The organism is Colwellia asteriadis (genome assembly GCF_039523295.1).
Taxonomy (GTDB): domain Bacteria; phylum Pseudomonadota; class Gammaproteobacteria; order Enterobacterales; family Alteromonadaceae; genus Colwellia; species Colwellia asteriadis.
The window spans coordinates 228,993-255,033 of record NZ_BAAAFA010000003.1 but is presented as its reverse complement, the minus strand read 5'-3'; the positions used below and the strand labels follow the sequence as shown (position 1 = coordinate 255,033).

Genomic DNA, 26,041 nt, shown 5'->3' with positions numbered 1-26,041 from the left:
TTTCAGTAGCGAAAAACGAAATCTTAAATTTATTAAAAATATAGGTTACAAAAATGAATACAATATTTAGTAAAAAATTATTAGCCGTAGTAATTAGCAGCCTGTTAGTTGGGCTTACTATAAATCATCATGCTTTTGCTCAGTCGTCAGATGGTACTGATTCTGTCGCAAAGGTTTCGAAGCAAGATGTAAAAAAACATAAAGATGATCATGACGATCACGAAAAGGGACATGAAGAAGAAAAAGATGACCATGATGAGCATGATCACGAACAGGGACATAAAGAAGAAAAAGATGACCATGACGAGCATGATCACGAACAGGGACATAAAGAAGAAAAAGATGACCATGACGAGCATGATCACGAAAAGGGACACAAAGAAGAAAAAGATGACCATGACGAGCATAATCACGAAAAAGGACATAAAGAAGAAAAAGATGACCATGACGAGCATGATCACGAAAAGGGACATAAAGAAGAAAAAGATGGCCATGATGAGCACGGCCATGAAGGTGATAGTAAAGAGGGAGAAGAAGAGCATGAAGAAGGTATCACTATTGATCCAAAGAAGATGTCTCTAGCTAATATCAAAGTTGAAAGTGTCAATCCTGAGTATCAATTCAGCACCATATATGCTCCAGGTGAAATCAAAGCTAATGGTTATAAAAGCTATGTCGTATCGCCTCGCACAGAGTCAGTTATTATCAGTCGTCATGCAGCCCTTGGTGAGCATGTAAAAAAAGGTCAGAAGTTAGTCACATTATTTAGTGACGCAATGTCACAAGCTCAAGCAGACTATTTAATTGCCTCTACTGAGTGGCAACGTGTAAAAAAACTAGGTAATAAAACGGTTAGTGAAAGTAGATTGCTACAAGCAGAAACCACCTATAATGCGAGCTATGGTAAACTCATCGCGTTAGGGTTAACTGAAAAAGCAATTGACGATATTTCTAACAGAGATATTAAGGCATTTGGACAATATACATTAACTGCTCAGCGTGAAGGTGTTGTGCTTCAAGACGACTTTATCCAAGGGCAACGTGTTGATGCAGGTGACTCAGTAATGCTGTTAGCTGATGAAAAAGAATTATGGGTTGAGGCAAAAGTCTCTCCAAATAAAAAGCTGAATTTATCAATTGACTCTCCTGCGATTCTTAAATTAGAAGGCCAGAGTTACAATGCCAATGTTATCCAAGAAGCTCATACAATTGACCCTATTACTCGTACTCGAATTATTAGATTAGGAGTAGCAAACTCGGATGATAACCTTCATTCAGGCATGTTTGTAAAAGTTTACTTTCAGTTCGCCACAAAGCAGAAAGTGATGGCAGTGCCAGAAGAAGCATTGATCCGTAGTGCCGATGGTGATTGGACCGTATTTGTCGAAGACCACCCTGGAGAATTTAAAGCTGTAGAAGTAGAACTAGGCCGAGCCTTAGGTGGTTTTAGAGAAATCATTGGCCTTGATAGTGGAACGCGAATTGTAACCAAAGGTGCATTTTTTGTTGCGTCTGAAATCGCTAAAGGCGGATTCGATCCGCATAACCACTAAGGGGCAAAACTATGTTTAATAAAATAATAGATTGGTCTGTTAATAATAGACTCCTGATTTTGATTGCGCTGTTTGCCACCATGGTTGGCGCAATTATGGTTATTCCAAAACTAAATTTGGATGCCTTCCCTGATGTTACTAATGTTCAAGTTGCTGTGAATACTGAAGCGCCAGGACTGGCTGCTGAAGAAGTTGAACAGCTCATTACGTACCCCATTGAAGCGGTAATGTATGCCTTACCTGATGTAGAACAAGTGCGCTCAATTTCTAAAACAGGCTTGTCTGGCGTAACGGTTGTTTTCAAAGAAGGCACCGACATTTACTTTGCAAGACAACTCGTATTTGAGCGTCTTCAAGCCGCAAAAGAACTGATACCTGAAGGTGTTGGGACACCCGAAATGGGGCCAAACACCTCAGGGCTGGGCCAAGTATTTCAGTACCTTCTTATTTCTGATAAAGATGCAGGCTATGATGCTATGGCGCTTCGAAGTCTTAACGATTGGATTGTGAAGTTACTCGTTATGCCTGTCGATGGTGTTACTGATGTACTCTCCTTTGGAGGTATTGTTAGGCAGTACCAAGTAAATGTAGATCCATCTAAGCTTCTTTCTTATAACTTAACCCAAGAAGACGTTGTTGGTGCCCTAGATAACAACAATGCCAATGTTGGCGGATGGTATATGAATCGTGGGCAAGAGCAGCTTGTTATTAGAGGTACAGGTTGGTTTGAAAGTGGTGACGCTGGAATAAGTAATATTAAACAAGTTCCCGTCAAAACAGTTGATGGGACGGTTGTGACGGTTTCGGATATTGCTAAAGTTGAAATGGGCAGTGAAATTCGTCAAGGTGCTGTCACTATGACGCGAAAATCACCCAATGGTAAAGTAGAGAACTTAGGTGAAGTTGTCTCTGGTATTGTCTTAAAACGCATGGGGTCAAATACTAAAGCTACCATTGATGGTATCAATGCAAGAATCCCATTGATTAATCAAGCATTACCTAAAGGTGTTCGCTTTGAGCCATTTTATGATCAGGCTGATTTGATTGCAAAAGCCGTTGATACGGTAGTTGATGCACTTTCACTAGCATTTATTTTCATATGTATTGTATTGGCTCTATTCTTAATGAATTTACGTGCAACCTTCTTGGTATTAATTTCAATTCCAATTTCTATTGGTATTGCGTTAATGATCATGGCTTGGTGGGGGATATCTGCTAACTTGATGTCGCTAGGCGGAATAGCTGTCGCTATTGGTATGCTAGTTGATGGTTCAGTCGTGATGGTTGAGAACATGTTTAAGCATTTAAATAGACCAGACTCTACCCATTTAAAAACTGTAAAAGAAAGAGTGCCTAGTGCTGATACTGATCCACATGATGTAGAACAAGATGAGCATGGTATTAAATTACGTCTTCAAAATGCTGGTAAAGAAGTGGCTCGTCCCGTCTTTTTTGCAGCCTCTATTATTTTAGTCGTATTTACGCCTTTATTTAGCTTTGAAGGTGTTGAGGCAAAGTTATTTCAACCTATGGCGATAAGTATCATTTTAGCTGTTATATCCGCTATTGTGGTAGCGTTGTTTATAGTGCCAGCACTGGCAACTTATCTATTTAAATCTGGTGTAAAAGAGAGGGAAAGCTTTGTTCTTAAACCATTAGATAAACTCTATAGAAAAGGTCTAACATTCGCTTTAAAACATACCAAGTTAATTATCTCAACATCTTTGTTATTGGTTGTGTCAGCTTTTGCGTTAGTTCCCTACATTGGTACTGAGTTCGTTCCAGAATTAGAAGAAGGGACGATTAACTTAAGGGTAACCCTTGCACCTTCTTCTAGTTTAGATACTGCGCTCACTGTGGCACCAATTCTAGAAGAAAAACTAATGGCTTTTCCTGAAGTAACCTATGCATTAAGCCGAATTGGACGAGCAGAAATAGGCGGAGATCCTGAGCCAGTTAATAACATAGAAATTTACATTGGGTTGAAGCCAGTTTCCGAGTGGACAAGTGCATCTAATCGATATGAACTTCAAGAAAAAATGGAGAGATCTTTAGAAGAATTCCCAGGGTTGTTACTCAACTTTTCTCAACCTATTGCGACTCGTGTTGATGAGCTACTATCTGGGGTTAAAGCTCAGTTGGCGATAAAGTTATTTGGCCCTGAGTTAGACGTTTTAGCAACTAAAGGGCAAGAGATCGAAGCAGCTATAAAGAGTGTTGACGGTGCAAGAGATGTTGCTCTTGAGCAAATTGCAGGTGAAGCGCAACTTGTCGTAAAACCTAATAGACAAGAGCTATCGCGCTTTGGACTTTCAGTTGTTGATATAATGGAAGTTGTGCGAGATGGCATTGGTGGCGTCGAGGCAGGGCAAATTATTAACGGCAATGAACGCTACGATATTTATGTGCGTATTGAAGAAGAATATCGACGAAATAAGGAAGCTATTTCAGACATTCGAATTCAGTCACCAACAGGTGCCTGGGTACGCTTAGGTGATGTTGCAACTGTTTCATTTGAATCAGGTCCTCCTCAAGTAAGACGCGATGATGTTCAAAGGCGTGTCGTTATTCAAGCAAACGTTCAGAATAGAGATATGGGCAGTGTAGTAGCCGACATCAGAAAAGTTATTGCTGAGAAAGTTGACCTACCTTCAGGCTACTCGGTAGCAATAGGTGGACAATTCGAAAGCCAGCAGCGTGCTCAAAACAGACTAGCTATTGTTGTACCTCTATCTTTAGCGCTAATTGCATTGTTACTTTACTTTGCTTTTGGCTCTGTTGGTCAAGCTATGCTGATTTTAGTGAATGTGCCACTTGCCGTTATTGGTGGTGTATTTTCTTTGTATCTTTCAGGTCAGTACCTATCTGTACCAAGCTCTGTCGGCTTTATTACCTTATTCGGTGTAGCGGTATTAAATGGGGTTGTAATGGTAGAAAGTATAAACCAACGAATAAAAGATGGTTTAGAGGCTTCCAAGGCAGTTTTTGAAGGAGCAACGTCAAGATTAAGACCTGTACTTATGACAGCAATTACATCTGCATTAGGGTTAATCCCAATGCTAATGTCAAATGGTGTAGGTGCTGAAATACAACGTCCGCTTGCCAGTGTTATTGTCGGTGGTTTGGTAACTGCAACGTTGTTAACACTGTTTGTATTACCTGTTCTGTATGAATGGTTTTCAAGGAAGAAAATAGAAGAGTTATCCCGTTAAATAGATTGACCAAATGCGAGGTTTTCACTTGTTTAAACAGTGTACCAATGGAAACCTTGCGTTCTACTTTTTACTATCGTTCTAATTTAAATACCCAATAAACAACCTTAAGTATAACTTCAGCTATTCTTAAGGTTAATTGGGTAACATTATTTATATTTTTGATTAATAGGTTTATACAGAATTGAAAGTTCTAATCATAGAAGATTCTACATCATTAAGACGTAGCTTAAGGATCGGCCTATCTAACCTAGGCTTCACGGTTGATGATACTGGAGATGGCTCAGAAGGTTTGAGCATGGTATTGGCTGGGGATTATTCTTTACTAATATTAGACTTAATGCTGCCCTCTGTTGACGGAATATCAATATTAAAAGCTATTCGAAAAGCTGGAAAAGATATCCGCGTATTAATTTTATCCGCGAAAGATCTTACAGATGATAAAGTTGATGGCTTACTAAATGGTGCTGATGATTACCTCACCAAGCCATTTTCTTTTGATGAACTACATGTCAGATTACTTTGTTTGATGCGCAGAGGTAGTTTGAATGTAAACGATAGCACTATCAGCATCGGTTCAATATCATTAGATTTGCATTTAAAGTTACTCAAATGCGGAGATACGGACGCTAACTTAACGCCCAATGAATACAAAGTCGTTGAATGTTTATTTACTAATCAAGGAAAAGTTATTTCTCCAGAAAAACTTAGCGAGTATCTTGCTGGGCAATATGATGCTATTGCAAAGAACTCTTTAGAAGCTCACCTTTCATCAGCTCGCAAGAAAGTAAAAGCTATTGGCTATGAGCTTCCCATTAAAACCAAACGAGGATTTGGTTACTTTGTAGAGAATCACTAGTGAATTCAATTCATAATAAACTAAGCCGCTATTTATCTATTTCTATCTCTATACTTTTGGTTTCGATATTATTGGCAACTGATATTAGTGTCGATACATGGATCAGTGAACAATTCACTCGTGCAATGGTTAGCAAGGTTGGATTATTAGAAACGTTAGTGGAGGAAGATGAAGAAGGATTAGAATTTGATTTCGCAGGTGAATTTATGCCTGAATTTGAAGGAAAAGAAAACCCGGAATACTTCCAACTTTGGTATAAAGAAAACGTTTTTGAGCGTTCTGATACTTTGGAGTTTTTTGAAATCAGAGACTTACCAAGATTAAACGTAAAATTAGGTGAATCTATTTTTTTAGATATAACACTTCCTGATGGAAGAGCTGGAAAAATGCTATTTACTAAATTTCTTCCGCAAATTGACTCTGAACTTAGGGAAAATTTAGGCTTAACCAGAGAAGAGTTTGCAAAAAATCAAAAACCTATGGAATTTGCTTATGCACTAAGCACAGAGGAGTTAGACTACGTCCTATGGTTTGTAGATGTTATTTTTATTATTACTTCTATTTTTGCCGTATTCACAGTACGAAAAATTGTCACCATTGTAGTTTCTAGCAGTTTAAAGCCAATAAATGAATTTAATAATCAACTGAGCAAGATAAGTTTAAATTCTGACAATTTAGAAGTTTCTGTAGAAAATTTACCGCAAGAGCTTATTCCTATAGCGAAGGGGGTTAACCAGTTTATTAAAGAAAACCATAGTCTATATATGCGCGAACAACGGATAACTTCTGATATTGCTCATGAATTAAAAACACCTATAGCCGAACTCTTAAGCTTGAGTGAAGTGGCCATGAAGTTCCCCCATGAAAAGCAGATTACAGATAACCTTAGCAACGATGTATATGAAATATCTTCTCGATTAAAACATATTGTTAACAGCATCATGTTATTACAAAAAAGTAGTAGTACGCATGAGTTAGACAAAAGCAAAGTGGATATAATCGAATTATCCAGTAAAATTATCAACAGAGAAAACTTTGATAATAAAGAGGTAAAACTACTACACAAAACAACTCCTTTAATAGTAGTAACTAATAGGTTTGCTTTAGACACTATCCTTTCAAATTTAATAAATAATGCATTTTATTACAGTCCAAATGACACAGCTATAGACATATTGACATCGAAAGCATCTGACGACAAAGCTATAATAAAAATATCCAATATCAGTAACCAAGAATGCCAAGAAACTGATTTACAGTTATTCTTTGATCCATTATGGCAAAAAGACCAGTCTCGAACATCAAGGGACCGATTTGGCTTAGGGTTAGCAATCGTAAAGTCCTATTGTGAAAAATTAGGCGCGACCGTTTCAGTATCGTTAGATGGCAAGACGATAACATTTACTGTAATCTTGTAATGGAAAAGCGTCTTAACCTCACTCTATTTATTGTTAGTTTTATTTATTCATGCAATGCCTTTGCAAGTGAAATTATCATTGATGGTTCTATTGACGATTTAACTTGGCAAAAAGTTGAAACAAACTCGACTAATTACCAAGTTATTCCACAAACACTGACAAGAACAGAAGGTAACTTCACTTACCAAGTATTAACAACTGATCAAGGTATTTACTTAGGCATTTCTGCTGCGACAAAAACAGCTTTAAGAATAAGAACACAGGAGAATGATTCACTGTTTACCAATGATCATGTCCAAGTTATGTTAGATATGAATAATACTGAGCAAACCAGTTATGTATTCTCGGTCAATCATCAAGGTTATTTTTATGATGGCATTTATAAACAAAACAAAGCGTTAGATCTAGACTGGAATACTCGGTGGTACTTTAAAACAAAAGTAATCCTTAATTCTTGGAAAACAGAGATTTATATCCCTTGGTCATCCATGTCTTTTTCGATTCAAGAACGCAATAGATTTGGTCTGTCTATTACCCGCTATGATGAATCTACCAATGCGACCTATTCATCAATTCCAGCAAACGTTTCAATGAATAGCTTTTTGACAAAATTCAGCAAAGAAGTAGTTCAAATAGACAATCAATCAAGGCTAGATATTTTTCCATACATCTCAACTAATAGGGACATTGCAAACAATAAATATGCTGTTGATATTGGTGCAGAAATATTCTGGAAGCCAACGAAAACCCAGCAATTAAGTGCAACCGTAAACCCTGATTTTGGGCAGGTCGAGTCTGATGAATTAGTCGTAAATTTTTCAGCCGTTGAGAGTTTTTATTCAGAAAAACGACCTTTTTTCAATGAAAATCAAAGTATATTTGATGTTGCAGGACCAGAGAGCCTTAGAGTAGTACATACGCCAAGAATTGGTGGGGATTCATATTACGATGAAGATTATTCAGGGGAGTTAGATTCTGCATTTAAATACACTTTTAGTGATGAGCAATTAGACATAGGGCTTTTGTCTGCTTTTGAAAGTGAAAATCAAGGACAAAAAGGTCGAGATTTTTGGTTATTAAGAGGTCAGTATCATTTAGGTCTCAACAACTTAGGAGCGTCACTGAATAGGGTGTTCACACCTAGCATTGATCGTGACGCGACGATTGCTGAACTTGATTTTAATTATGCTTACTCAGAAAATACTGAGCTAAATTTCGGCATAATTAACTCTACAATTGAACAAGGCTCCACAACAACGAGTGACTTAGGTTGGTGGATCACCGGGAGCACGGAACCATACGAGCAGCATAGCCATGAATTTAGTCTTTTTAGTTACGGAGAAGATCTACAGTTAAATGACATTGGTTATGTTAAGCGAGTAAATCGCACGCAATTTGAATATGAATATCAATATCAAGTCCCGGATTTAAATTTATGGTCAATAAGGGATATTGCATTTTCGGTAGAGACTGAAATTAAAACAAACCATCAAGGAGAAGAATTACCCAATGTTGCTGGAACGGGAATTGAAGTTGTCACAGATAATGAATTTGAATATCAGCTTTCTGTTGAATACGGCTCTTCGGGGGATGATGACTTGCTGACAAGAGGGAATAATTCCGTTTGGCTGCCTTCATTTTACATTACAGAGATAGAAGCAAGCTCTCCTGAATATAACTGGGGGACAATTGGAATAGAGCTTGAGTTAGGCACTGAAGGATTATCTGGTAATTTTTATAATATTGAAAGCAGCATTGAACAGCAGTTCAATGACAATATCTATTTTGTGGTAACGCTGTCTCAATACAACAGTGACAGTTGGCTCGATTGGGATGAGAACAATACGATAAATGAGTTTAGTTTTACAGAGCAAGGTGTAGAGCTAAGTCTTGATTATCAAATTACAGAAAATCAGGAATTACGTGTTAAATTTGAATCCGTTATTGGTAAAGCACAACACATTAATCAATACGAAGTTGGGGCTGACGGTAAGTTGAGTATGAGTGGAGATCAAGACGATTTTTCATTTTCTGAAAGCGCGTTTCAACTCCGCTATAAATACGCTTTAAGTAAACTCACAGCCTTTTATCTTAGCTATGGATTTGGTGGTGAGTTTGAAGATGATATAGCCAAATTTGGTAAACGCAATTTATATAAAAAATCTGTCGAATCTAAAGACGTTCATAATATATTCGCAAAAATTCGACTTCACTTTTAACCTTATTCATATCTTAATAATCTTCTAAGAAGTTTCAGTTTGAACTAAGCGAATCTTAAGTTTCAATGTTTAGCATGAAATCACTAACATTAAGGTGATTTTATGCCAGCTAAACTGACTGCTAGACTACGATATTCTAATACTAGATTTCTCCAATGGAAGCCTATAAGCATTCTTTGTTTAATGAGTACTGTATTAATTAGTATGGCATTAAATAAAAGTGTTTATTTAACTAGCCAAAAAGATATTTTTTCATTAAGTAATAGCGCTCTACAAATAATGCCGAGTGAGTTTTGGAACAACGTTACCTATATGGGCGATGCTCTAATACTCATTCCTTTGCTTTCCTTTATTTGCCTCATAAATACGAGAATGTGGGCGGCCATGTTCGGAGCCGTACCATTAGCATTTTCTCTAAGTCATTTAGGTAAAAACTTTTTTGCTATTCCAAGACCTGCTGCTGTTTTAGATCACCAAAATATGACTATTATTGGCGATACACTAACTGCTTTTACAAGTTTTCCATCAGGCCATACCATCACAATTTTTACAGCCATGTCTGCGATTGTTTTTGTGGGTATTAAGGAGACTACATTCAGCAAACAACTTAAATCAGGTTTGTTAATTACTTTTATTTTAATAGCTACGTTGGTCGGAGTTTCGAGAGTTGCCGTTGGTGCCCATTGGCCTGCTGATATTTTAATAGGCGCAATAATAGGCATCATTGCAGGTTTAAGTGGAGAATATTTATCAAGAGAATATTCAATGTGGTGGCACTCGAAGAACGAAAATCGAGCTTATTTGGGATATTTCGTTCTTTTTTTCTCTTTCATATTATTAGCATGTGTAGTAAGCGGAAAGTATCCTGAATTGGTAATAATTTGGACGGCAATAATGGTCAGTGCTTTAGTCGGCACATATATAACATTAAAAGCACTATTAAAAAATGAGAGCTAAACTCCCTTTATCTTTTTCGATTTTGAAGGCAAGTCATTACACTTTTTTAATCAGCGTAGTGATTGCTATCACGTATAATTTTTTATTGTTTGATTATGTTGTACAAAATACCAACGTTTGGAGCGCTAGCGGATTAGGAGTATTAATATCAACTGTTGTCATAGCTTTTATATTTTCATACACAATATTTTCATTACTTACGTTAATTTCATTATCAATACTTAGAACATTTCTCGTCATTATCACAGTAATAAATGCTATTGCCATATATTTTATGATGACTTATCAAGTTGTGTTAGATAGAACTATGATGGGAAATATTTTTAACACGCGCTACTCTGAATCAGTAGAGTTGTTATCAATAAGTTTAATTATTTTTATCGTCATGTTTGGTTTAATTCCAGCCTTGCTGTTAACCCAAATAAAAGTTAAACAACTTGATAGAGTTAGAGTATTAGCAAATGCTTTAATAGCGTTTATAGTCTCATTTTCATTTCTCTATGCAAATTCAACTAGCTGGCTATGGATTGATAAACATGCAAGTATCTTAGGAGGTAAAATATTACCTTGGTCCTATATTATAAATTCAACTAGGCATCATTCGTCTATTAATCGCTCTACAGAGGGACAGAAAGTATTGCCTGACGGGGTATTCACCAGTAACAATAAAATGGTATTTGTATTGGTGATTGGCGAAACCGCTCGTTCAGATAACTTCTCACTGTATGGCTATTCCAAATTAACCAATCCCAAATTACAGCAACAATCTAACTTGTTAGTACTTAACAATACTAAGTCATGCACAACCTACACCACAGGCTCTCTAGCTTGTATGCTCGCGCCTAGTAATCAACACTTAGGGTATGAAGCGTTACCAACCTATCTAACTCGGCAAGGGGTTGACGTGCAATGGCGAACCAATAACTGGGGAGAGCCACCTATAGAAGTGTCAAGTTACGTTAAAGCAGGTGAATTACGATCTAAATGTAGCGGTAATGGCTGCAATTTAGATGAAGTATTACTGACAAACTTAACGGCCACAATCGAATCATCTGATAAAGAAAAAGTCTTTGTTGTATTGCACACTAAAGGCAGTCATGGTCCAAGTTATTACACACGATACACAAAGGAGTTCAATCAATTTATTCCTGTATGTCGTGATGAAGAGGTTAGTAAATGTAGCTCAGAGGAACTAATTAACGCCTACGACAATACGATTTTGTATACCGATCATTTCTTATCGACACTTATCAATAAATTAGAAAAAATAAAAAATACATCGGCAGCCATGATGTACATTTCTGATCACGGTGAATCACTGGGCGAACATGGTCTTTACTTACATGGTACACCGTATTCTTTTGCTCCTGATTATCAAAAAAACATACCTTTTTTCATTTGGTTGTCAGACCAATATCTAGATGAAAATATATTTAACGTTAGCAATATTCGTCAAGCACCAAACCACTCTCAATTTAACGTATTTCATACTGTCTTAGGAGCATTTGGTTTTGAATCACCTGTATATGAAAGTGCGATGGATGTTTTACACAAACCTGAAGATTGAAAATAGTTGAAATCATGTGCTCTTATCATTGTTTTATTAAAAACACAGTATTAATAATATCTTTCTTGTTATTAGAGGCTCAGGCGGCCTCAATTGTCGTCGAAGATTCAAATGAAATTTCTAAGTTGAATCCTTACACAGCGAAATACACAGTATCGCGAGGTGATAATAAATATGGCAATGCAACTAGAATATTAAGTGAAAACTCCACTACATATACTCTAACATTTAATACGAATGCATCTATGTTTTTCTACAGTATAGAAACACTCCAAACGAGCACTTTTCTTTGGCAAGAAAATAAAATAATACCATTAATTTATAAAGGAAAAGACGCAAGAACGTTTAAAGATGATAAGAATTTACAGCTCAGTTTTAACCATGAACAAAGCATTTTGACGGTTGAAAAAAGTGGTCAAAAACAAGAAGAAAAACTATCTTACGGCTTATTAGATCCTTTGTTAGCCTATGAAGCAATTAGATTAAAAGCGATAGCACACGATAAAAATTTCAACGTAAAAAATTTGCAATATATGATTTATGATCTTGGTGGGATAAAAGAATATAACTTCATAAACAGTGGACCATTTATCGTTGAGACTTCTCTGGGGGAAGTTAATTGCATTAAGTTAAGCAGAATACGAAAAAATAGTGATAGAAAAACACATGTGTGGCTAGCAGTTGATTACGATTACATTCCTATTAAAATTTTACAAGAAAACAACAACGAAGAAGTGGCAACGCTTGCTATAACATCACTTGTTCAAAGCAAAGAACTGAAGTAGATCCCCTCGTTATTAAAGTCAGACTAAATTGTGACAAATATCAGTTTGGCTTAAGTCAATCTTAAGTCAACAAAATTATCATAACGTCATACTCTCAAGAGGTGGCTTTATGAAGAAGCATTTTGTTATTAGTCTTTTTGCAACATTCCAAGTTTGTTTAATTAGCAAAGCCCAAGCAGCGAACACAACTGCAAATAATTGCAATCAAAAAGAGAGTGTTGAATTAACTACCAATGACATTTTCAACCTAGAAGATCCTGAAACTATATTTCTTCATCGTTGGGCCAATTTATTTCATATCAAAACTAAGAATAAAACGCTCTATAACGAAGCGGCATTCTTTCTCGAAAAATGTGACGTAGACCACGAAGATCTTAAAGAACTTGAGCGACACCTTAGAGGCAAAAAATACATAAGAGATGCGCGAGTTGCCTTTAAAGAAAGCTCAGAGAAAGTTTCTGTTGAAACATGGGATAACTGGTCATTAATGCCAACCGTGGATTTTGGCCGTAAAGGCGGGAAAAATAAATATGCAATTGGTATCAAAGACAGAAACTTATTTGGGCTAGGCATTGATGCTGAGCTTGAATCATTTACCAATGATCAACGCAGTGGTTATAAATTTAAAACGCATTTTCCATTGTTCCTCAATAACAACATTAATGCACAGATAAATTTCACTAGCAGCGATGATGGTACTTCTGAATCCGTCTTTATAAAAAAAGACTTTGTAAGTTTTGATACCAGCAATGCATTTAATATTGGCTTTGATAACTTTCAACAAATAGATACACAATACAAGCTAGGCGCTACTTACAATCAATTTGAGCATAATCAAAGATATTCAACGGCTAGCTGGCAGTGGCTTAAAAAAGATTCGAAAGCAGATACTTTACGGTTTGGCATTGGTTTTACCAATGAACTACATGAATTTGCAGTGATTAACGAGACACAAAACGTAGATATAATTTCTGTCGCACCTTCGGATAGAGAGTTTATATACCCTTATCTTAGTGTTGAGTATTTGAAAAAAGACTTCAGAAAGCTCACTAACCTTAATCTGATAAATCATATTGAAGATTTCAATCTCGGTTGGAATTTAACGACTCAAATTGGCTCTGATATTGGTAATACAGATACCTCTCCAACGCTGCTCTGGCGATCCAATTTGTCTAAAGGTATTGAAATATATAATGACGCTTTTTGGTTTATTACAGCAACCTTTGAAGGAGAAATGTATAGCGATTCCGGTAATGCGAATAGAGCTGTATTTAGCCTCAATAATGAATATTTTCACAAAATAAACAATAACTGGGGTGCCTATTTAAAAAACAGCAGTCAATTCAGTGAAAACCAATTTAAAGATAGCCCTATTGTATTGGGCGGTGAATCTGGTTTAAGGGGATATCCATTACAGTACAGGCACGGAAATCACAGCACCCAATTTACAGCAGAAGCTCGGTACTACCCTCACATCAATATCTATAAATTAGTTGAATTAGGAGCTGCCGCTTTCATAGATACAGGCAGAATTTTTGGTAGTTCAGATAAAACCGCTAACCAAGATGCATGGATGACTTCTGTGGGACTTGGTGCTCGATTTTACTCTACTCAAACCAGTGAAGCACGTGTCATTCATGTCGATATTATCAAGCCATTAACCTCTGATGCCAATGGTGTTGAATTTCGCATCACAACCAAACATTCTTTCTAAGGAAGCTAAGTGTTCAAAATTATAAATTTTTTAAACCAAATTAAGCTCACAACTAATCAATTAGTCATTTATACCTGCATATACATCACTTTAGTTTTGAATTTCCCATTTTTGAGTAAAACAGCGGTGGTGGTTACAGCCTTTGAATCTTACAATCTTTTTTTCTTACTGTCTGTCCCTGTTTTTTTATTGGCATTGTCTATTTTCGTTCAATGCTTTTTATCCTTTCGATGGATAACAAAACCACTTCTCATCTTATTGGTTTTATTGTCGTCTGTTCTTTTTTATAGCACTGTGACATACGGTATAGTTTTTGATTATGGCATGATCCAAAATACAGTTGAAACGGATACGGCTGAAGCACTTTCTTATTTTAACTTCTCCGCAATATTGTTCTTTCTATTTTTTGGAGTAATACCTTCACTTGTTATTGCCAACGTTCAATTGACCTATAGTTCTTTTGTCGGGGAACTACTAGCACGGATAAAATTACTTAGCGGCAGTGTAGGTGTCGTATTTCTAATTGCAATAGTATTTTATTCAAACTATGCATCTGTTGGCCGAAATAATCGCGATTTAGTGGGTTATCTAACGCCATATGCTTTGATTGATTCAACAGTAAAATATGTTCGAAAAAACTATTTGTATCCTCCGTTAAGATTTAGTTTGTTAGACACTTCTCCAACCATTAAAAGTGATGATAGTACCAAACGTATTACTGTTTTAGTGCTAGGTGAAACAGCAAGATCCCAAAATTTTTCTTTAAATGGGTATGAAAAGAAGACCAATAGCTTAACTAAAGATTTAGGAGTTGTCTCATTTAGAGATGTTACCTCCTGTGGAACAGCAACTGCGGTATCTGTACCTTGTATGTTTTCAAGGTTAAACAAAAAAAACTACGAAAAAAGAGTGGCGGTAGCACAACAAAACGCCATTGATTTAATTCATTTGGCAGGAGCTGATGTGTATTGGATCAGCAATAATAATGGTAGCTGCAAAGGTGTTTGCTCACGGGTAAAAACGGAGCAAATTTCGACTAATAGTAAAAATCCATTATGTGATGGTGAGTACTGTTTCGATGAAGTGCTTGTTGACGAATTAAGAAAGAAACTTCATTCCGTCACAAGTAACAAAACCTTAATTGTATTGCATATGATTGGCTCTCATGGACCCACTTACTATCGGAGATACCCGGAAAATAAACGAGTATTTTATCCAGATTGCCAACGCAGTGATATTCAAAATTGTAGTCAAGAGGAACTAGTAAATACATACAACAATACTATTGCTTACACTGATTTAGTTTTATCAGAGGTCATCAACGAGCTTGAAACATTGAGCAACGTAAGCAATGCCAAAACGTCAATGATTTATGTCTCTGATCATGGTGAATCATTAGGTGAAAGTGGTGTTTATTTACATGGATTACCTTACGCATTTGCACCACAAGAACAAATTAAAGTGCCCCTTATTTACTGGGGGGATAAAGTACATCATGAAGCAAAATTAGCATGTTTAAATAGTATAAAAGGACAACCGATGTCCCATGATAATATATTCGATATTTTATTGGGTGAAATGGAAATAAATTCAACAGTCTATCAGCCTAAAAACAATCCATTCAATCAGTGTACTGTTGATATCGCTTTAGCAAAAACAACGTCACAAACAACACCTCAAGGAGTTAAATAATCCGTGTTTGATAATAAAAATAAACCTAAAGGTCTTAAAAGAATTTATCTAGCAACATTAAATTCAACAAGAGCATTCAAATGGTTATTAAAGAATGAGGCTGCATTCAGGCAAGAGTTAATGTTACTTATCTGTTCAATTCCGTTAACCTTTTTATTCAAGATTACGTTAAAAGAGCAGTTAATACTGATAATCTCTGTACTTTTTATTATTTTTACCGAGATAATAAACACGGCTATAGAGGCCATAGTTGATCGTATTGGTCTAGAAATACACCCATTATCTGGTTTAGCTAAAGATTTAGGATCTGCCGCTGTATTAATTTGTATTTTAATAAGTAGTGGGGTTTGGGTTATAATATTGCTATAAACTAGTGAGAGATGATTAACTTGGAAAAAATAAAGTGTAAATTGAGCATAATATCCAAAATATGGCAAGTTTTTGGGAGTTATCAATTTATGACGTTCGTCTTTTTTTCTGTTTCTTTTAACTCTTTTGGTCACAGTACGCTAAAGTGTGCCACCACTCACTACCCTCCTTATACGATTTATAACCCAAAAAATAATACCTTCAGTGGTTTAGATATGGATATTATTTATGAGTTGTCTAATAAGTTAGATGTAAGTTTTTCCATAGACAATCTCCCTTGGTCAAGACTAAAAAGCGAGATCTCAAAAGGGAATTACGACTGTTACTTTTCTCTTGGTAAATTCAAAGACAGAGAGGAGTATTTAGAGTTCACTTCAATCCCAATGCACATTACCAAGGTCGCTATTTTTTATACTAAAGGTGTATTGTTTGAAGATATAAATTTCACAGAGATAGAAATAGGTGTTCACCGGGGGATAAATCTGCATAAAGAAGTAAAACTTCCACAGAATTTTGAGACGGCAAACATACGTAAGATTCAATCAAATGAGGCATTGTTTGAGATGCTCCGTTTAAATAGATTGGGAGCAGTTGTAACTAGTTATGAGGTAGGAAAATACATACTTAAGTCAAAATCAATTGAAGACAATTTTAGCACTTTAGTGATAGAAGGATATGAGCTACCTGTCTATTTAGCTTTTACTAAAAACAAAGTTGATGTTAATAAATTTAATTCTGCTTTAAGAAAATTAGATTTTCCTCATTTTTAAATCAAAATTAAGTCTATTTTAAGTAATTCTTAAGTTTCACCTAATACAGTAAACATCGTTTTATTACTCAAATGAATTGCGATGTATACTTCTATCTACAGCTTTATTAGACCATTTTTCCTATTTTCATTTTCTATCATAGCGTTTCTAACCTTGATGAGGTCTGGATTCGCTATCTGGCAATTTGATAGATTTGATGATTTTAGAAGTATTTGGAACCTCCTCACGAGTGGCTTCCGTATAGACTTAAGTAGCGTTGGTTACTTATGTGCGATTCCTGCTTTGTTGCACCCTTGGATGTCAAAAACTCGGTTTCAAGATTATTGGTCACTTGCTTTGCGAATTTGGTTTTTGGTCTGCTATATGGTTATTCTGTTTTTTGAATTAGCGACACCTGCATTTATCAATGAATATGGCTTTAGACCTAACAGGCTATTTATTGAATATTTGGCTTACCCTGATGAAGTAACCAGAATGCTAGTCAATGGCCATTTAGTGACATTAGTTGTTGTATTTACTTTATTATTATTACCTATAAAAAAACTATGGCAATTATCTCATTATCTTGTAACAAGCAATGAAAATATACCAAATACTAAAGTAATAAACAGAATTGTCGCTTCTTTCATACTCGTTTTAGTCATTATTATCGCTGCGCGAGGCACACTAGGCCATAGACCTATCAACCCTGCCTTAGTTTATTTCTCTACTGATCCGCTAATTAATTCACTCACCTTAAACTCAACATACAGTGTTGCTTATGCGCTTAATCAATTTGGTGATGAAAAAAATGCGGCAAAGTTATACGGTAAGATGGATGAAAACAGAATCATTGAGCTGGTCCGTCAATCAACAGGACTACCCACTGATAGCTTTAAAAGTAACAAATTACCATCGCTAGCTACTAGGTTACCTGGTTATAAAGGTAAACCTAAAAACTTAGTTATCATTCTTGAAGAAAGCTTGGGTGCTCAATATGTATCATCTTTAGGTGGTATTCCATTGACTCCAGAGATAGATAAATTAAATCAGGAAGGCTGGGCATTCAAACGCCTATATGCAACAGGAACTCGATCCGTTAGAGGAATAGAAGCGGTAATTACTGGGTTTACGCCAACGCCATCTAGAGCTGTTGTAAAACTAGATAAGTCACAAAAGGATTTCTTTACTATCGCATCATTACTTAACAAAAATGGATATGAAACTCAATTTATCTACGGTGGAGAAAGTCATTTCGACAATATGAAAAGTTTCTTTTTAGGAAATGGCTTTACCGACATAGTTGACTTTGACGATATTAAAAACCCTCAATTTGTTGCCTCTTGGGGTGCGAGTGACGGTGATCTATTTAATCAAGCTGATACCGAATTGACCAAGCTTCATAACCAAGGAAAGCCTTTCTTTAGTTTTATATTTACTTCAAGTAACCATGACCCCTTTGAGATCCCTGATGGAATTATTTCACCAATCCAATACAATAATGAACAATTAAAGCAATATAATGGTAAAGAATTACTTCGCCATAAAGCCATTCAGTACGCAGATTATGCTTTAGGAGAATTTATTGCAAAAGCTAAGACACAACCATATTGGGAAAACACAGTATTTCTCATTGTAGCTGATCACGATGCTAGAACTTACGGTACGGAATTAGTACCAATTACAAACTTCCATATACCCGGTGTTATTTTAAATTCTGGTAAAGCATCAATTTCTGATGAGAGAGTTATTAGCCAAATAGATCTAGCTCCAACGCTTCTTTCTTTAATGGGCATAGATAACAATTCCCCCATGTTAGGGCAAGACCTGACAAACCCAAATGCATCAAACAGAGCCATGATGCAGTATGCAGAAAATTTCGCTTATATGACGAAAGATGAAGTAACTATACTTCAACCTAGTAAAGCACCTCTAAATTTTAAATATAATTATGAACAAAACAAACTATCTCCACAACAAGTTAACTCAAAACATACAGAAGTCGCATTGGCACATGTATTGTGGGGAAGTTTAGCTTATAAAAACCATTGGTATTCCTCTAGTGAATACTAGGAGTCATCAAAGGGTTGAAAATACAAAAATGAATGAAAATATTGTAGTTGAAATTTTTGGTATTGAAATAACTGATTTTAAAGGGAAAATAAATTAAAGTCCTTTTAAATTATACAGATACGTATAATTGTTTACTATTTACAATAACATTGCACTCATTTATATTGGCAATTAAGGCTGAACGGACAGCCTATGCCTACACATATTTATAATTAAGTATGAACGATGAAGCAGAGCATCCGTAAAAATTTGGTTTTCATAATTAATAAACAAGGCGTTAGTAGGCTGTTGTTTGTTTTAATTTATGGATAACTAGATGATTTCAGCTCTTACCTTAAATCACAAATTGAGACTTCAATCGAAATTTCTCTCTAACTCACTCAATCTACCTCAAGCTCATGGTAAAGATTTATTAGCCAGGGCAATCTATTGCACACCTAATTATGATTCTTTAACTGAATTACTTTTTCAAGTAGTGTGCGATGCGAAAATATTCGGGACAATTCAACATCACTGGTTAAAGTACCTTCTGATCTGTGAATGTGAAGATCAATTACTTATTGATGATCTACACAAAAGCATTGAATACATGGCAAAACGACTCGAAGCAATGGTAGTCATTAATGTAAGCAAGATTAGATTGATTTCTATGCTTTATGAGCTATTCGGTTTAGGAGATGAATCGAAATACATTATTGAAGCGCCAAGTGAGTTTAGTTTTGACTGGAAACCTTATTTTAAAACGTTGAGCAATAACGAATCCGTTCTTTATTGTGATTTCATAATTAATCAAATTGCTTTTCGACTAATTGCCACTACATTTTATCCGAAAAATTTTAGAGAAAATAATTTAGATAAACCGTTAGTTAAAAATTTAAAACAGGATAACGAAGATACAGAAATTAGCATATCTGAATTGCCGTTTATAGAAGATCATAAAAGTTGGTTTTTAAATAGTGTTAACTTTTTTACTAATTTTGATTCACTTTGTGATGATGAAGTCCCTTATGTATATTGTATTGAGGGCAAAAGGTATGCGGTATATGGTTTTCCTTTATCTCCAAGCTTAATAGAAGAAATCGATAGTAATTTACCAACACTCAAGGTATCAATTAAAAATATTCCAGAGAAACAGGTTTTTATATTTAATTTTGATCAGCAAAGACTAGTATTAGAGTGCATTCACGTTGAAGCTCCGGCTATATCTATGATCAGTTATTGTGAATTTAGTAATGGCGTTAAAGAAACACTTCTTAACCATAAAGACGCACGAAAATTCCCAATCATTCTTCATCAATCATATTTCTCCGCAAATATTCGACCATTTTGTGATATGGATTACTTGGAGAATTCTATATGAATGAATCATTGAAATAGCAATCAACAGAGTTGTCAATTGATAATGCTCGAAATGAGTGATTTACTTTTGTTGCTCCTAAGGCGAATTAAGCAATTTCGTTACTTGTTTTGAAAATACTTATCAAAGCATTATTAGTAACAATGCGTTAGGTCATTTAGATATGACAGCTATTGTTAGAGGCGTAAATGAAAGATCACCTCGAAATCAATATAAATTACAATAAGTGTTAATGATTGTAATTGAGAAAAGTATTTCAGCTACAGCCTATGGCGCTTTATTCAACTGCACACAAAGTGAATGGATAATTTGACAGCATTACCATGAAGAAGTGATAGATTAAATTTGTTATTGAATCAATACCTCAGATTATTTGTCCGTCAACAGAAAAACAGATAAGTTTGCTGATGAAATCAGCCGAGTATTGAAAATAGCTTTAAGTGAAGAGATCAGATATTCAAAAGATAAATTCAGTAATTTCATATCAGAACATATTGGATAGTAAGAGCAAACTACTTTTGTAAAATATTTGGTAAGTGAGTTGGGTGACAGATATTGGGTAGGGTGCCTAGATTGTTATTTGAGTCGGATCACACAAGATATTTTTAATATGTTATGAAAGAATACCAATGCAACTGATGATTATGCAAAACAATTTAAGCAATTGGTCGATTTGAGAGAGGATGGTAAGTACAGTAAAAAACACTTTTTCAACTTAGCAGGTGGTTTTTATTAATATTGTGTATGGAGAAAAGGTTTGCAATTATATAAGCAACATTTTTAATCCAATTAATATTAAGGTTATACCGCCTAATAGTTCAGCTTTACTTTCTAGCCAGGTCCCACTTCTAGCGCCAACAAACACTCCTACCCAACTAAAAAACCAAGTAGTAACTCCAATTAAAGCGCATGAAAGAAGGGGGTTTACCTCTAGTATTGTAAGAGAAAATCCAGCGGCCATTGCGTCTATGCTCGTTGCAATAGCGAGAACTAACATCACCCTATGAGTGATGTTAGCAATATCTTTTTCTATGCCATCAGAAACTGATTCGTAGATCATTTTGCTGCCAATTAATAGTAGAAGAAAAAATGCCACCCAAGGTGCATATGCTTCGACCCAGCCAAAAACACCTTTTCCGCCCAAATACCCTATTAAAGGCATCACACCTTGAAAAAAGCCAAAATATAGACCTGCAATTATAGCAAGAGAGTTAGTCTGCTTTATTCGCTTTGAGCCTAATCCTATAGATACTGCAAATGCATCCATGCTCAATGCTAATGCTAGAACTACTACTTCAAACATGTAATATACTCCAGTTAATATTTGTCATAAAAGGTAAGTGTTTCCAACCATAATGGTTAAAGTTAAGTAGTAGCCAATAGCCATGCTAACAAATCCCCTTAGGTTTAATCATGGCGTATTTCAATAGAGATATGTGAGAGTTGTGGCAAGATTTCCTTTAAAATACGTTCATATTCTTCAGAATCTAATGGTTCACCAGATGTCACTTTAAGTATGGCTGCTTGATGACCTGTCGCTATTTTCCATACATGAATATCGTTGATCACAGTGTTCTTTTTGCTTAATGCATCTGAAATCTTATCGAGAGTTGGCTTTTTCACAGACTTATCTAAAAGAACTTCACTGGATTCCTTAATTAACCCATAAGACCAACGAAAAATGACTATTGCACCTACAATTCCCATTAATGGGTCCATCCATAATAAACCGATATATTTCCCTACTAATAAAGCAACAATGGCTAATAAAGAGGTTAGCGTGTCAGCAAGTACGTGAAAGTAGGCTGCTTTCATATTATGGTCGTGATCGTGGTGGCCATGCTCATCATGATGGTGATGATGATCTTCATGTAAAACAAAAACAGAAGCGAAGTTAACAATTAAGCCGATGATTGCCACAATAATAGCTTCGTTAAAATGAATTGATTGTGGCTCCAATAACCGCTGCAAAGATTCAATAATCATCATCAATGCGACAATTGCTAATGCAATAGCACTGGCGAAACCACCTAATGAATTTACCTTGCCAGTACCAAAACTAAACTCTCTATTATTTGCGTGTTTTTTAGCATATGAATAAGCAAAAATTGTAATGAGAAATGCTGCTGAGTGGGTTCCCATATGCCATCCGTCAGCAAGCAGGGCCATAGAGCCTGACCAAGTTCCAGCGGTAATTTCAAGTACCATAATGACAGTTGTTAACCAAAAAACAATTTTCACTTTGCTTTCATTGCCCTTACTCTCAAGGCCGAAATCATGGGAATGTTCCCATTGAATGCTATTGTCACTTTTCATTATCTTCCTAAATGATGCTTATAAATTAGCATCTATCTAATTATTTTTATATACTGTACCCCAGTACACTATATTTGATCAAGGTGAATAACATGTCGCATACAATTTCAGGTAAGAAAAAACTTCTTAGTCGTGTAAGACGAATAAAAGGTCAGGCTATTGCTATAGAGTCTTCTCTAGAAGAAGATCCAGATTGCATGGCAATCCTACAACAGGTAGCTGCGATTAAAGGTGCGGTTAATGGGCTGATGAAGGAGGTATTAGAAGATCATTTGAGGGAGCATTTAGGTGCAGAGGATATGACAAAAGAGGAACGATTAGAGGAAGTAGAAGATGTTATTTCCATTCTTAAAAGCTACTTAAAATAGAACTCTTAATGAAACAAATCGGAAAAACCGATTGCCTCTCGGTTTTTTGTGTGGCACTATCCTATTACTTAAAAAATGGCGATTGAAATTTATGTTACTCGGTGAATTAGAAAAACAAGTTTTAGAATATCTATGGAAAAATCAACCTGCTGATGCCAAGCAGGTGCATAGCTATTTTGAAAAAGACCGAGGCGGATCTCTAAATACCATTCAAAGTACGCTAGAACGCTTGTTTAAAAAAGATTTGTTAAGTAGGGTAAAAAACGGCCACGCTTATCAATACTTTCCAAAAGTTGCAAGGCAAGAGCTGATAGGTCAGTTGATTAAAAGTATTACTCATGATTTTGTTACTGAAGATGAAAATAGTGTTGTTGCTGCTTTCTCTTCTATTTCATCAGATCTAGATGAAAAGCAGCTAGATAAATTGGAAGCAATGATTGAACAACAACGTCAAAAAATACATAAGAATTCTGAAAAATGATTTATGGCCAATGGGCATTAGTATTTAATTTGCTCACGGTGGGGGTTTTAGCCTTTATCGTGGCTAACATATTTGTCTCAATTACTTTTTGGTTAGTCAAAAGTAAGTTGCAACACTATGCGGTATCAACTCGTAAATCATTATTATGGTTATTCGTGCTTGCTCCGTGGCTGATATCTTTATGTGCCACACTCTTTTTTAGTCCACTATTTCAAAACGGTTCAATATTTGTTTGGTTGACAGACCTTGCTCATTGGCACCATCCTGATATTTTCTATTTTATGAGCTGGCATAGTGCTAGTTTACTTATTTTTACCAGTTTTACTCTGTATATTTTTATACGAAAAATAACTCCTCTTTATCGTAATCATCATCAAATTAATTTGTTACGTGTATTAGGGATTGAAAATAGTAAGCAAGTCTATTTCATTGAATCATCTATACCTATTGCATTCACTGGTGGTGTGTTTAGGCCATCATGCTTTATATCTACGAGTCTTGTTGAGCAAACAAGCGCTGATGATATAAAAATAATTATTCAGCATGAGTTAGCTCATGTTCATTATTTTGATCCATTAAATAAATGGCTTTTCTCATTTTTCTCAGCTTATTTCGCTAATAATGTTAAACAGTTATTGATTTCCATGATGTCGCTATCTATGGAGCAAGCCGCTGATTCTTTTTATGCCGAAAATCAGCAACAATCACATAACGTTGCAAGTACCTTAGTAAAGTTTACTAAATTGGCTGCGAGCTACTCTATTCATCCACAATATAATAGTGAATTATTTGTTCATTTCTGTCGTCATTCTATTGAACAAAGAGTGCTTCATTTGCTTAGTGATAAACAGTTCAGACCATTTCCCACGGGAGGTGTTGTGATTGCAATACCCCTCTTAGTTCTAATTTCAACAACGTCTGTAGATAGCCTACATCACGTTATTGAAACGCTTTTTACTCATTAACCGCTAATTAAAATCTTACTCTAAGGTACTGATAATGAATCTTTATTTTAATATATGCTCTTACAAAAAACCGACTGGCGGTCGGTTTTTTGTAAGGATTCGTCGGAATGTTTTATTGGTGCTGATGCCATTCATACCAACAATTGCATTTGCCCAAGAAGTTCCTTTGCAAACGGTTGATTTGCGTTCAGCTATTGCACAGACAATAGATATGCATCCTGAGCTAAAATCATTTGCCATTCAAGCCAAGATGTATTCTGGCTATGCTCAACAGGCAGGGGTTCAATCTAGACCACAAATTGGTTTTACCATTGAAGATGCTTTAGGTACAGGGGAGCACAGCGGCTTTAAGAGTGCACAATCAACACTTTCTATTTCTTGGTTATTAGATGGTGGATTGGTACAGAGTAAAATAAAAGCAGCTAAACAATATGGCTCTACAGTCGCTTTAGAGCGTGAAGTTAAAGCTTTGGATTTAGCTGCACAAACGGCACGTTACTTTATACAAGTTCTTGTCAATAATGAGCGATTGAAGTTAGCTCAATTTAGTCTTAAGCAAGCGAATAATTCATTTGAAGCAATAAGTAAACGCGTAAAAGCAGGGAAGTCCTCTTTAGTAGATAAATTAAAGTCTCAGGTTGAGGTAGCTAATCGTGAGTTGATAGTTGAGGATTTAACTCACGAAGTTGATGCAAGTAAGTACCAATTATTTGCACAATGGGGTGAGAAAATTAAAGGAGTAAATCAAAATAATAGGCATAAGAAAAGTATGATAGTGGGTTCATTATTATCTTTACCAAGTGTAACCAATTTTGATTCTTTATTTACGAAACTTAGACAAACCCCCTCAGTGAATCTTTTTGCAACAAAACAGCGAATTGCCCAGTCTGAGATAGAGCTTGCACGCATTGAAAGCAAACCATTATGGCAATTTTCAACAGGCTTACGTCGATATGAAACAACTGATGATTTCGGCTTAGTTGCTGGAATTTCAATTCCTTTTGGTGATGGGAATCGAAATGAAGGAAAAATAAAAGCCTTGCGAGCCTCTCAAAGTCAATTAGAAACAGAGTCGTTAGCGTTAGTTCATAAGCTCAATACTCAGTTATATGTTCTTATCGAACAATTGAAGCATAGCCAACATGTCATTCATGCGGTATCTGACAATATTATCCCTGTTTTGGAGCAAGCTTTTAAAGAGGCAGAAAAAGCATATAACGTTGGTAAATATAGCTATACCGAATGGATGAACACCCAGAAAGCCCTACTCAATGCTCAATCTGATTTGATAGCTGCTTATCAAAATGCACATTTAAAAAATATTGAAATTGAACGTTTAACCGGAACGTCCATTTTATCCATTAATAAAGACAAGAAAGAGAAATAA

General features: G+C 35.6%; 20 protein-coding genes. 18 read left to right on the top strand and 2 right to left on the bottom strand.

The genetic code is table 11. From position 1 onward, the window contains the following. Positions 1-53: 53 nt before the first annotated feature. From ABD005_RS05925 to ABD005_RS05860, 14 genes are all read left to right on the top strand, one after another. Positions 54-1,553, top strand: a complete 1,500-nt coding sequence (locus ABD005_RS05925) for an efflux RND transporter periplasmic adaptor subunit (RefSeq protein ID WP_343816153.1) — start codon at positions 54-56, stop codon at positions 1,551-1,553. Positions 1,554-1,564: 11 nt separating this feature from the next. Next, positions 1,565-4,765, top strand: coding sequence for an efflux RND transporter permease subunit (locus tag ABD005_RS05920; protein ID WP_343816151.1), 3,201 nt, complete (start codon positions 1,565-1,567; stop codon positions 4,763-4,765). A 184-nt stretch (positions 4,766-4,949) separates the two neighbouring features. Then, positions 4,950-5,624 carry a response regulator transcription factor gene (locus ABD005_RS05915; protein WP_343816149.1) on the top strand — a complete coding sequence of 225 codons (675 nt, stop codon included), beginning with the start codon at positions 4,950-4,952 and terminating at the stop codon, positions 5,622-5,624. After that, positions 5,624-7,042, top strand: coding sequence for a sensor histidine kinase (locus tag ABD005_RS05910; RefSeq protein ID WP_343816146.1), 1,419 nt, complete (start codon positions 5,624-5,626; stop codon positions 7,040-7,042). The genes ABD005_RS05915 and ABD005_RS05910 overlap by 1 nt, the downstream gene beginning before the upstream one ends. Beyond that, on the top strand, positions 7,042-9,261 hold the full coding sequence (locus ABD005_RS05905) for a DUF5916 domain-containing protein (RefSeq protein WP_343816143.1): 2,220 nt from the start codon (positions 7,042-7,044) through the stop codon (positions 9,259-9,261). Before ABD005_RS05910 ends, ABD005_RS05905 begins: the two co-directional genes overlap by 1 nt. A gap of 183 nt (positions 9,262-9,444) precedes the next feature. Next, complete coding sequence (locus ABD005_RS05900) at positions 9,445-10,218, top strand: phosphatase PAP2 family protein (protein ID WP_343816141.1); 774 nt, start codon at positions 9,445-9,447, stop codon at positions 10,216-10,218. Further along, positions 10,208-11,785, top strand: coding sequence for a phosphoethanolamine--lipid A transferase EptA (eptA, locus tag ABD005_RS05895; RefSeq protein ID WP_343816138.1), 1,578 nt, complete (start codon positions 10,208-10,210; stop codon positions 11,783-11,785). The genes ABD005_RS05900 and eptA overlap by 11 nt, the downstream gene beginning before the upstream one ends. Further along, positions 11,782-12,570, top strand: coding sequence for a DUF3108 domain-containing protein (locus tag ABD005_RS05890; RefSeq protein WP_343816135.1), 789 nt, complete (start codon positions 11,782-11,784; stop codon positions 12,568-12,570). Before eptA ends, ABD005_RS05890 begins: the two co-directional genes overlap by 4 nt. 109 nt (positions 12,571-12,679) lie before the next feature. Further along, positions 12,680-14,284: a BamA/TamA family outer membrane protein gene (locus ABD005_RS05885; RefSeq protein WP_343816132.1), complete on the top strand. Its 1,605-nt coding sequence runs from the start codon at positions 12,680-12,682 to the stop codon at positions 14,282-14,284. 9 nt (positions 14,285-14,293) lie between these two features. Continuing rightward, positions 14,294-15,976, top strand: coding sequence for a phosphoethanolamine transferase (locus ABD005_RS05880; protein ID WP_343816129.1), 1,683 nt, complete (start codon positions 14,294-14,296; stop codon positions 15,974-15,976). Positions 15,977-15,979: 3 nt separating this feature from the next. Beyond that, positions 15,980-16,345, top strand: coding sequence for a diacylglycerol kinase (locus ABD005_RS05875; protein WP_343816126.1), 366 nt, complete (start codon positions 15,980-15,982; stop codon positions 16,343-16,345). 89 nt (positions 16,346-16,434) lie between these two features. Beyond that, on the top strand, positions 16,435-17,115 hold the full coding sequence (locus ABD005_RS05870) for a substrate-binding periplasmic protein (RefSeq protein ID WP_343816123.1): 681 nt from the start codon (positions 16,435-16,437) through the stop codon (positions 17,113-17,115). An 81-nt stretch (positions 17,116-17,196) separates the two neighbouring features. Further along, positions 17,197-19,167, top strand: a complete 1,971-nt coding sequence (locus tag ABD005_RS05865; protein ID WP_343816120.1) for an LTA synthase family protein — start codon at positions 17,197-17,199, stop codon at positions 19,165-19,167. A gap of 316 nt (positions 19,168-19,483) precedes the next feature. Further along, the gene (locus tag ABD005_RS05860; protein WP_343816117.1) at positions 19,484-20,527 is read left to right on the top strand and encodes a hypothetical protein; all 1,044 of its coding nucleotides are present in this window, start codon (positions 19,484-19,486) and stop codon (positions 20,525-20,527) included. 760 nt (positions 20,528-21,287) lie between these two features. On the opposite strand, the gene ABD005_RS05855 is transcribed toward ABD005_RS05860, so the two are convergent. Continuing rightward, complete coding sequence (locus tag ABD005_RS05855; RefSeq protein WP_343816114.1) at positions 21,288-21,827, bottom strand: manganese efflux pump MntP; 540 nt, start codon at positions 21,825-21,827, stop codon at positions 21,288-21,290. 104 nt (positions 21,828-21,931) lie between these two features. Beyond that, positions 21,932-22,840 carry a CDF family Co(II)/Ni(II) efflux transporter DmeF gene (gene dmeF, locus ABD005_RS05850; RefSeq protein ID WP_343816111.1) on the bottom strand — a complete coding sequence of 303 codons (909 nt, stop codon included), beginning with the start codon at positions 22,838-22,840 and terminating at the stop codon, positions 21,932-21,934. 92 nt (positions 22,841-22,932) lie between these two features. Here dmeF and ABD005_RS05845 point away from each other — a divergent pair, with 92 nt between their 5' ends. From ABD005_RS05845 to ABD005_RS05830, 4 genes are all read left to right on the top strand, one after another. Continuing rightward, complete coding sequence (locus ABD005_RS05845) at positions 22,933-23,208, top strand: metal/formaldehyde-sensitive transcriptional repressor (RefSeq protein WP_343816108.1); 276 nt, start codon at positions 22,933-22,935, stop codon at positions 23,206-23,208. A 91-nt stretch (positions 23,209-23,299) separates the two neighbouring features. Further along, the gene (locus tag ABD005_RS05840; RefSeq protein WP_343816106.1) at positions 23,300-23,689 is read left to right on the top strand and encodes a BlaI/MecI/CopY family transcriptional regulator; all 390 of its coding nucleotides are present in this window, start codon (positions 23,300-23,302) and stop codon (positions 23,687-23,689) included. Between the two features lie 59 nt (positions 23,690-23,748). Beyond that, entirely contained in the window at positions 23,749-24,654 is a 906-nt protein-coding gene (locus tag ABD005_RS05835; RefSeq protein WP_343816103.1) for a M56 family metallopeptidase, read from the top strand. A gap of 34 nt (positions 24,655-24,688) precedes the next feature. Further along, positions 24,689-26,041 carry a TolC family protein gene (locus ABD005_RS05830; RefSeq protein WP_343816100.1) on the top strand — a complete coding sequence of 451 codons (1,353 nt, stop codon included), beginning with the start codon at positions 24,689-24,691 and terminating at the stop codon, positions 26,039-26,041.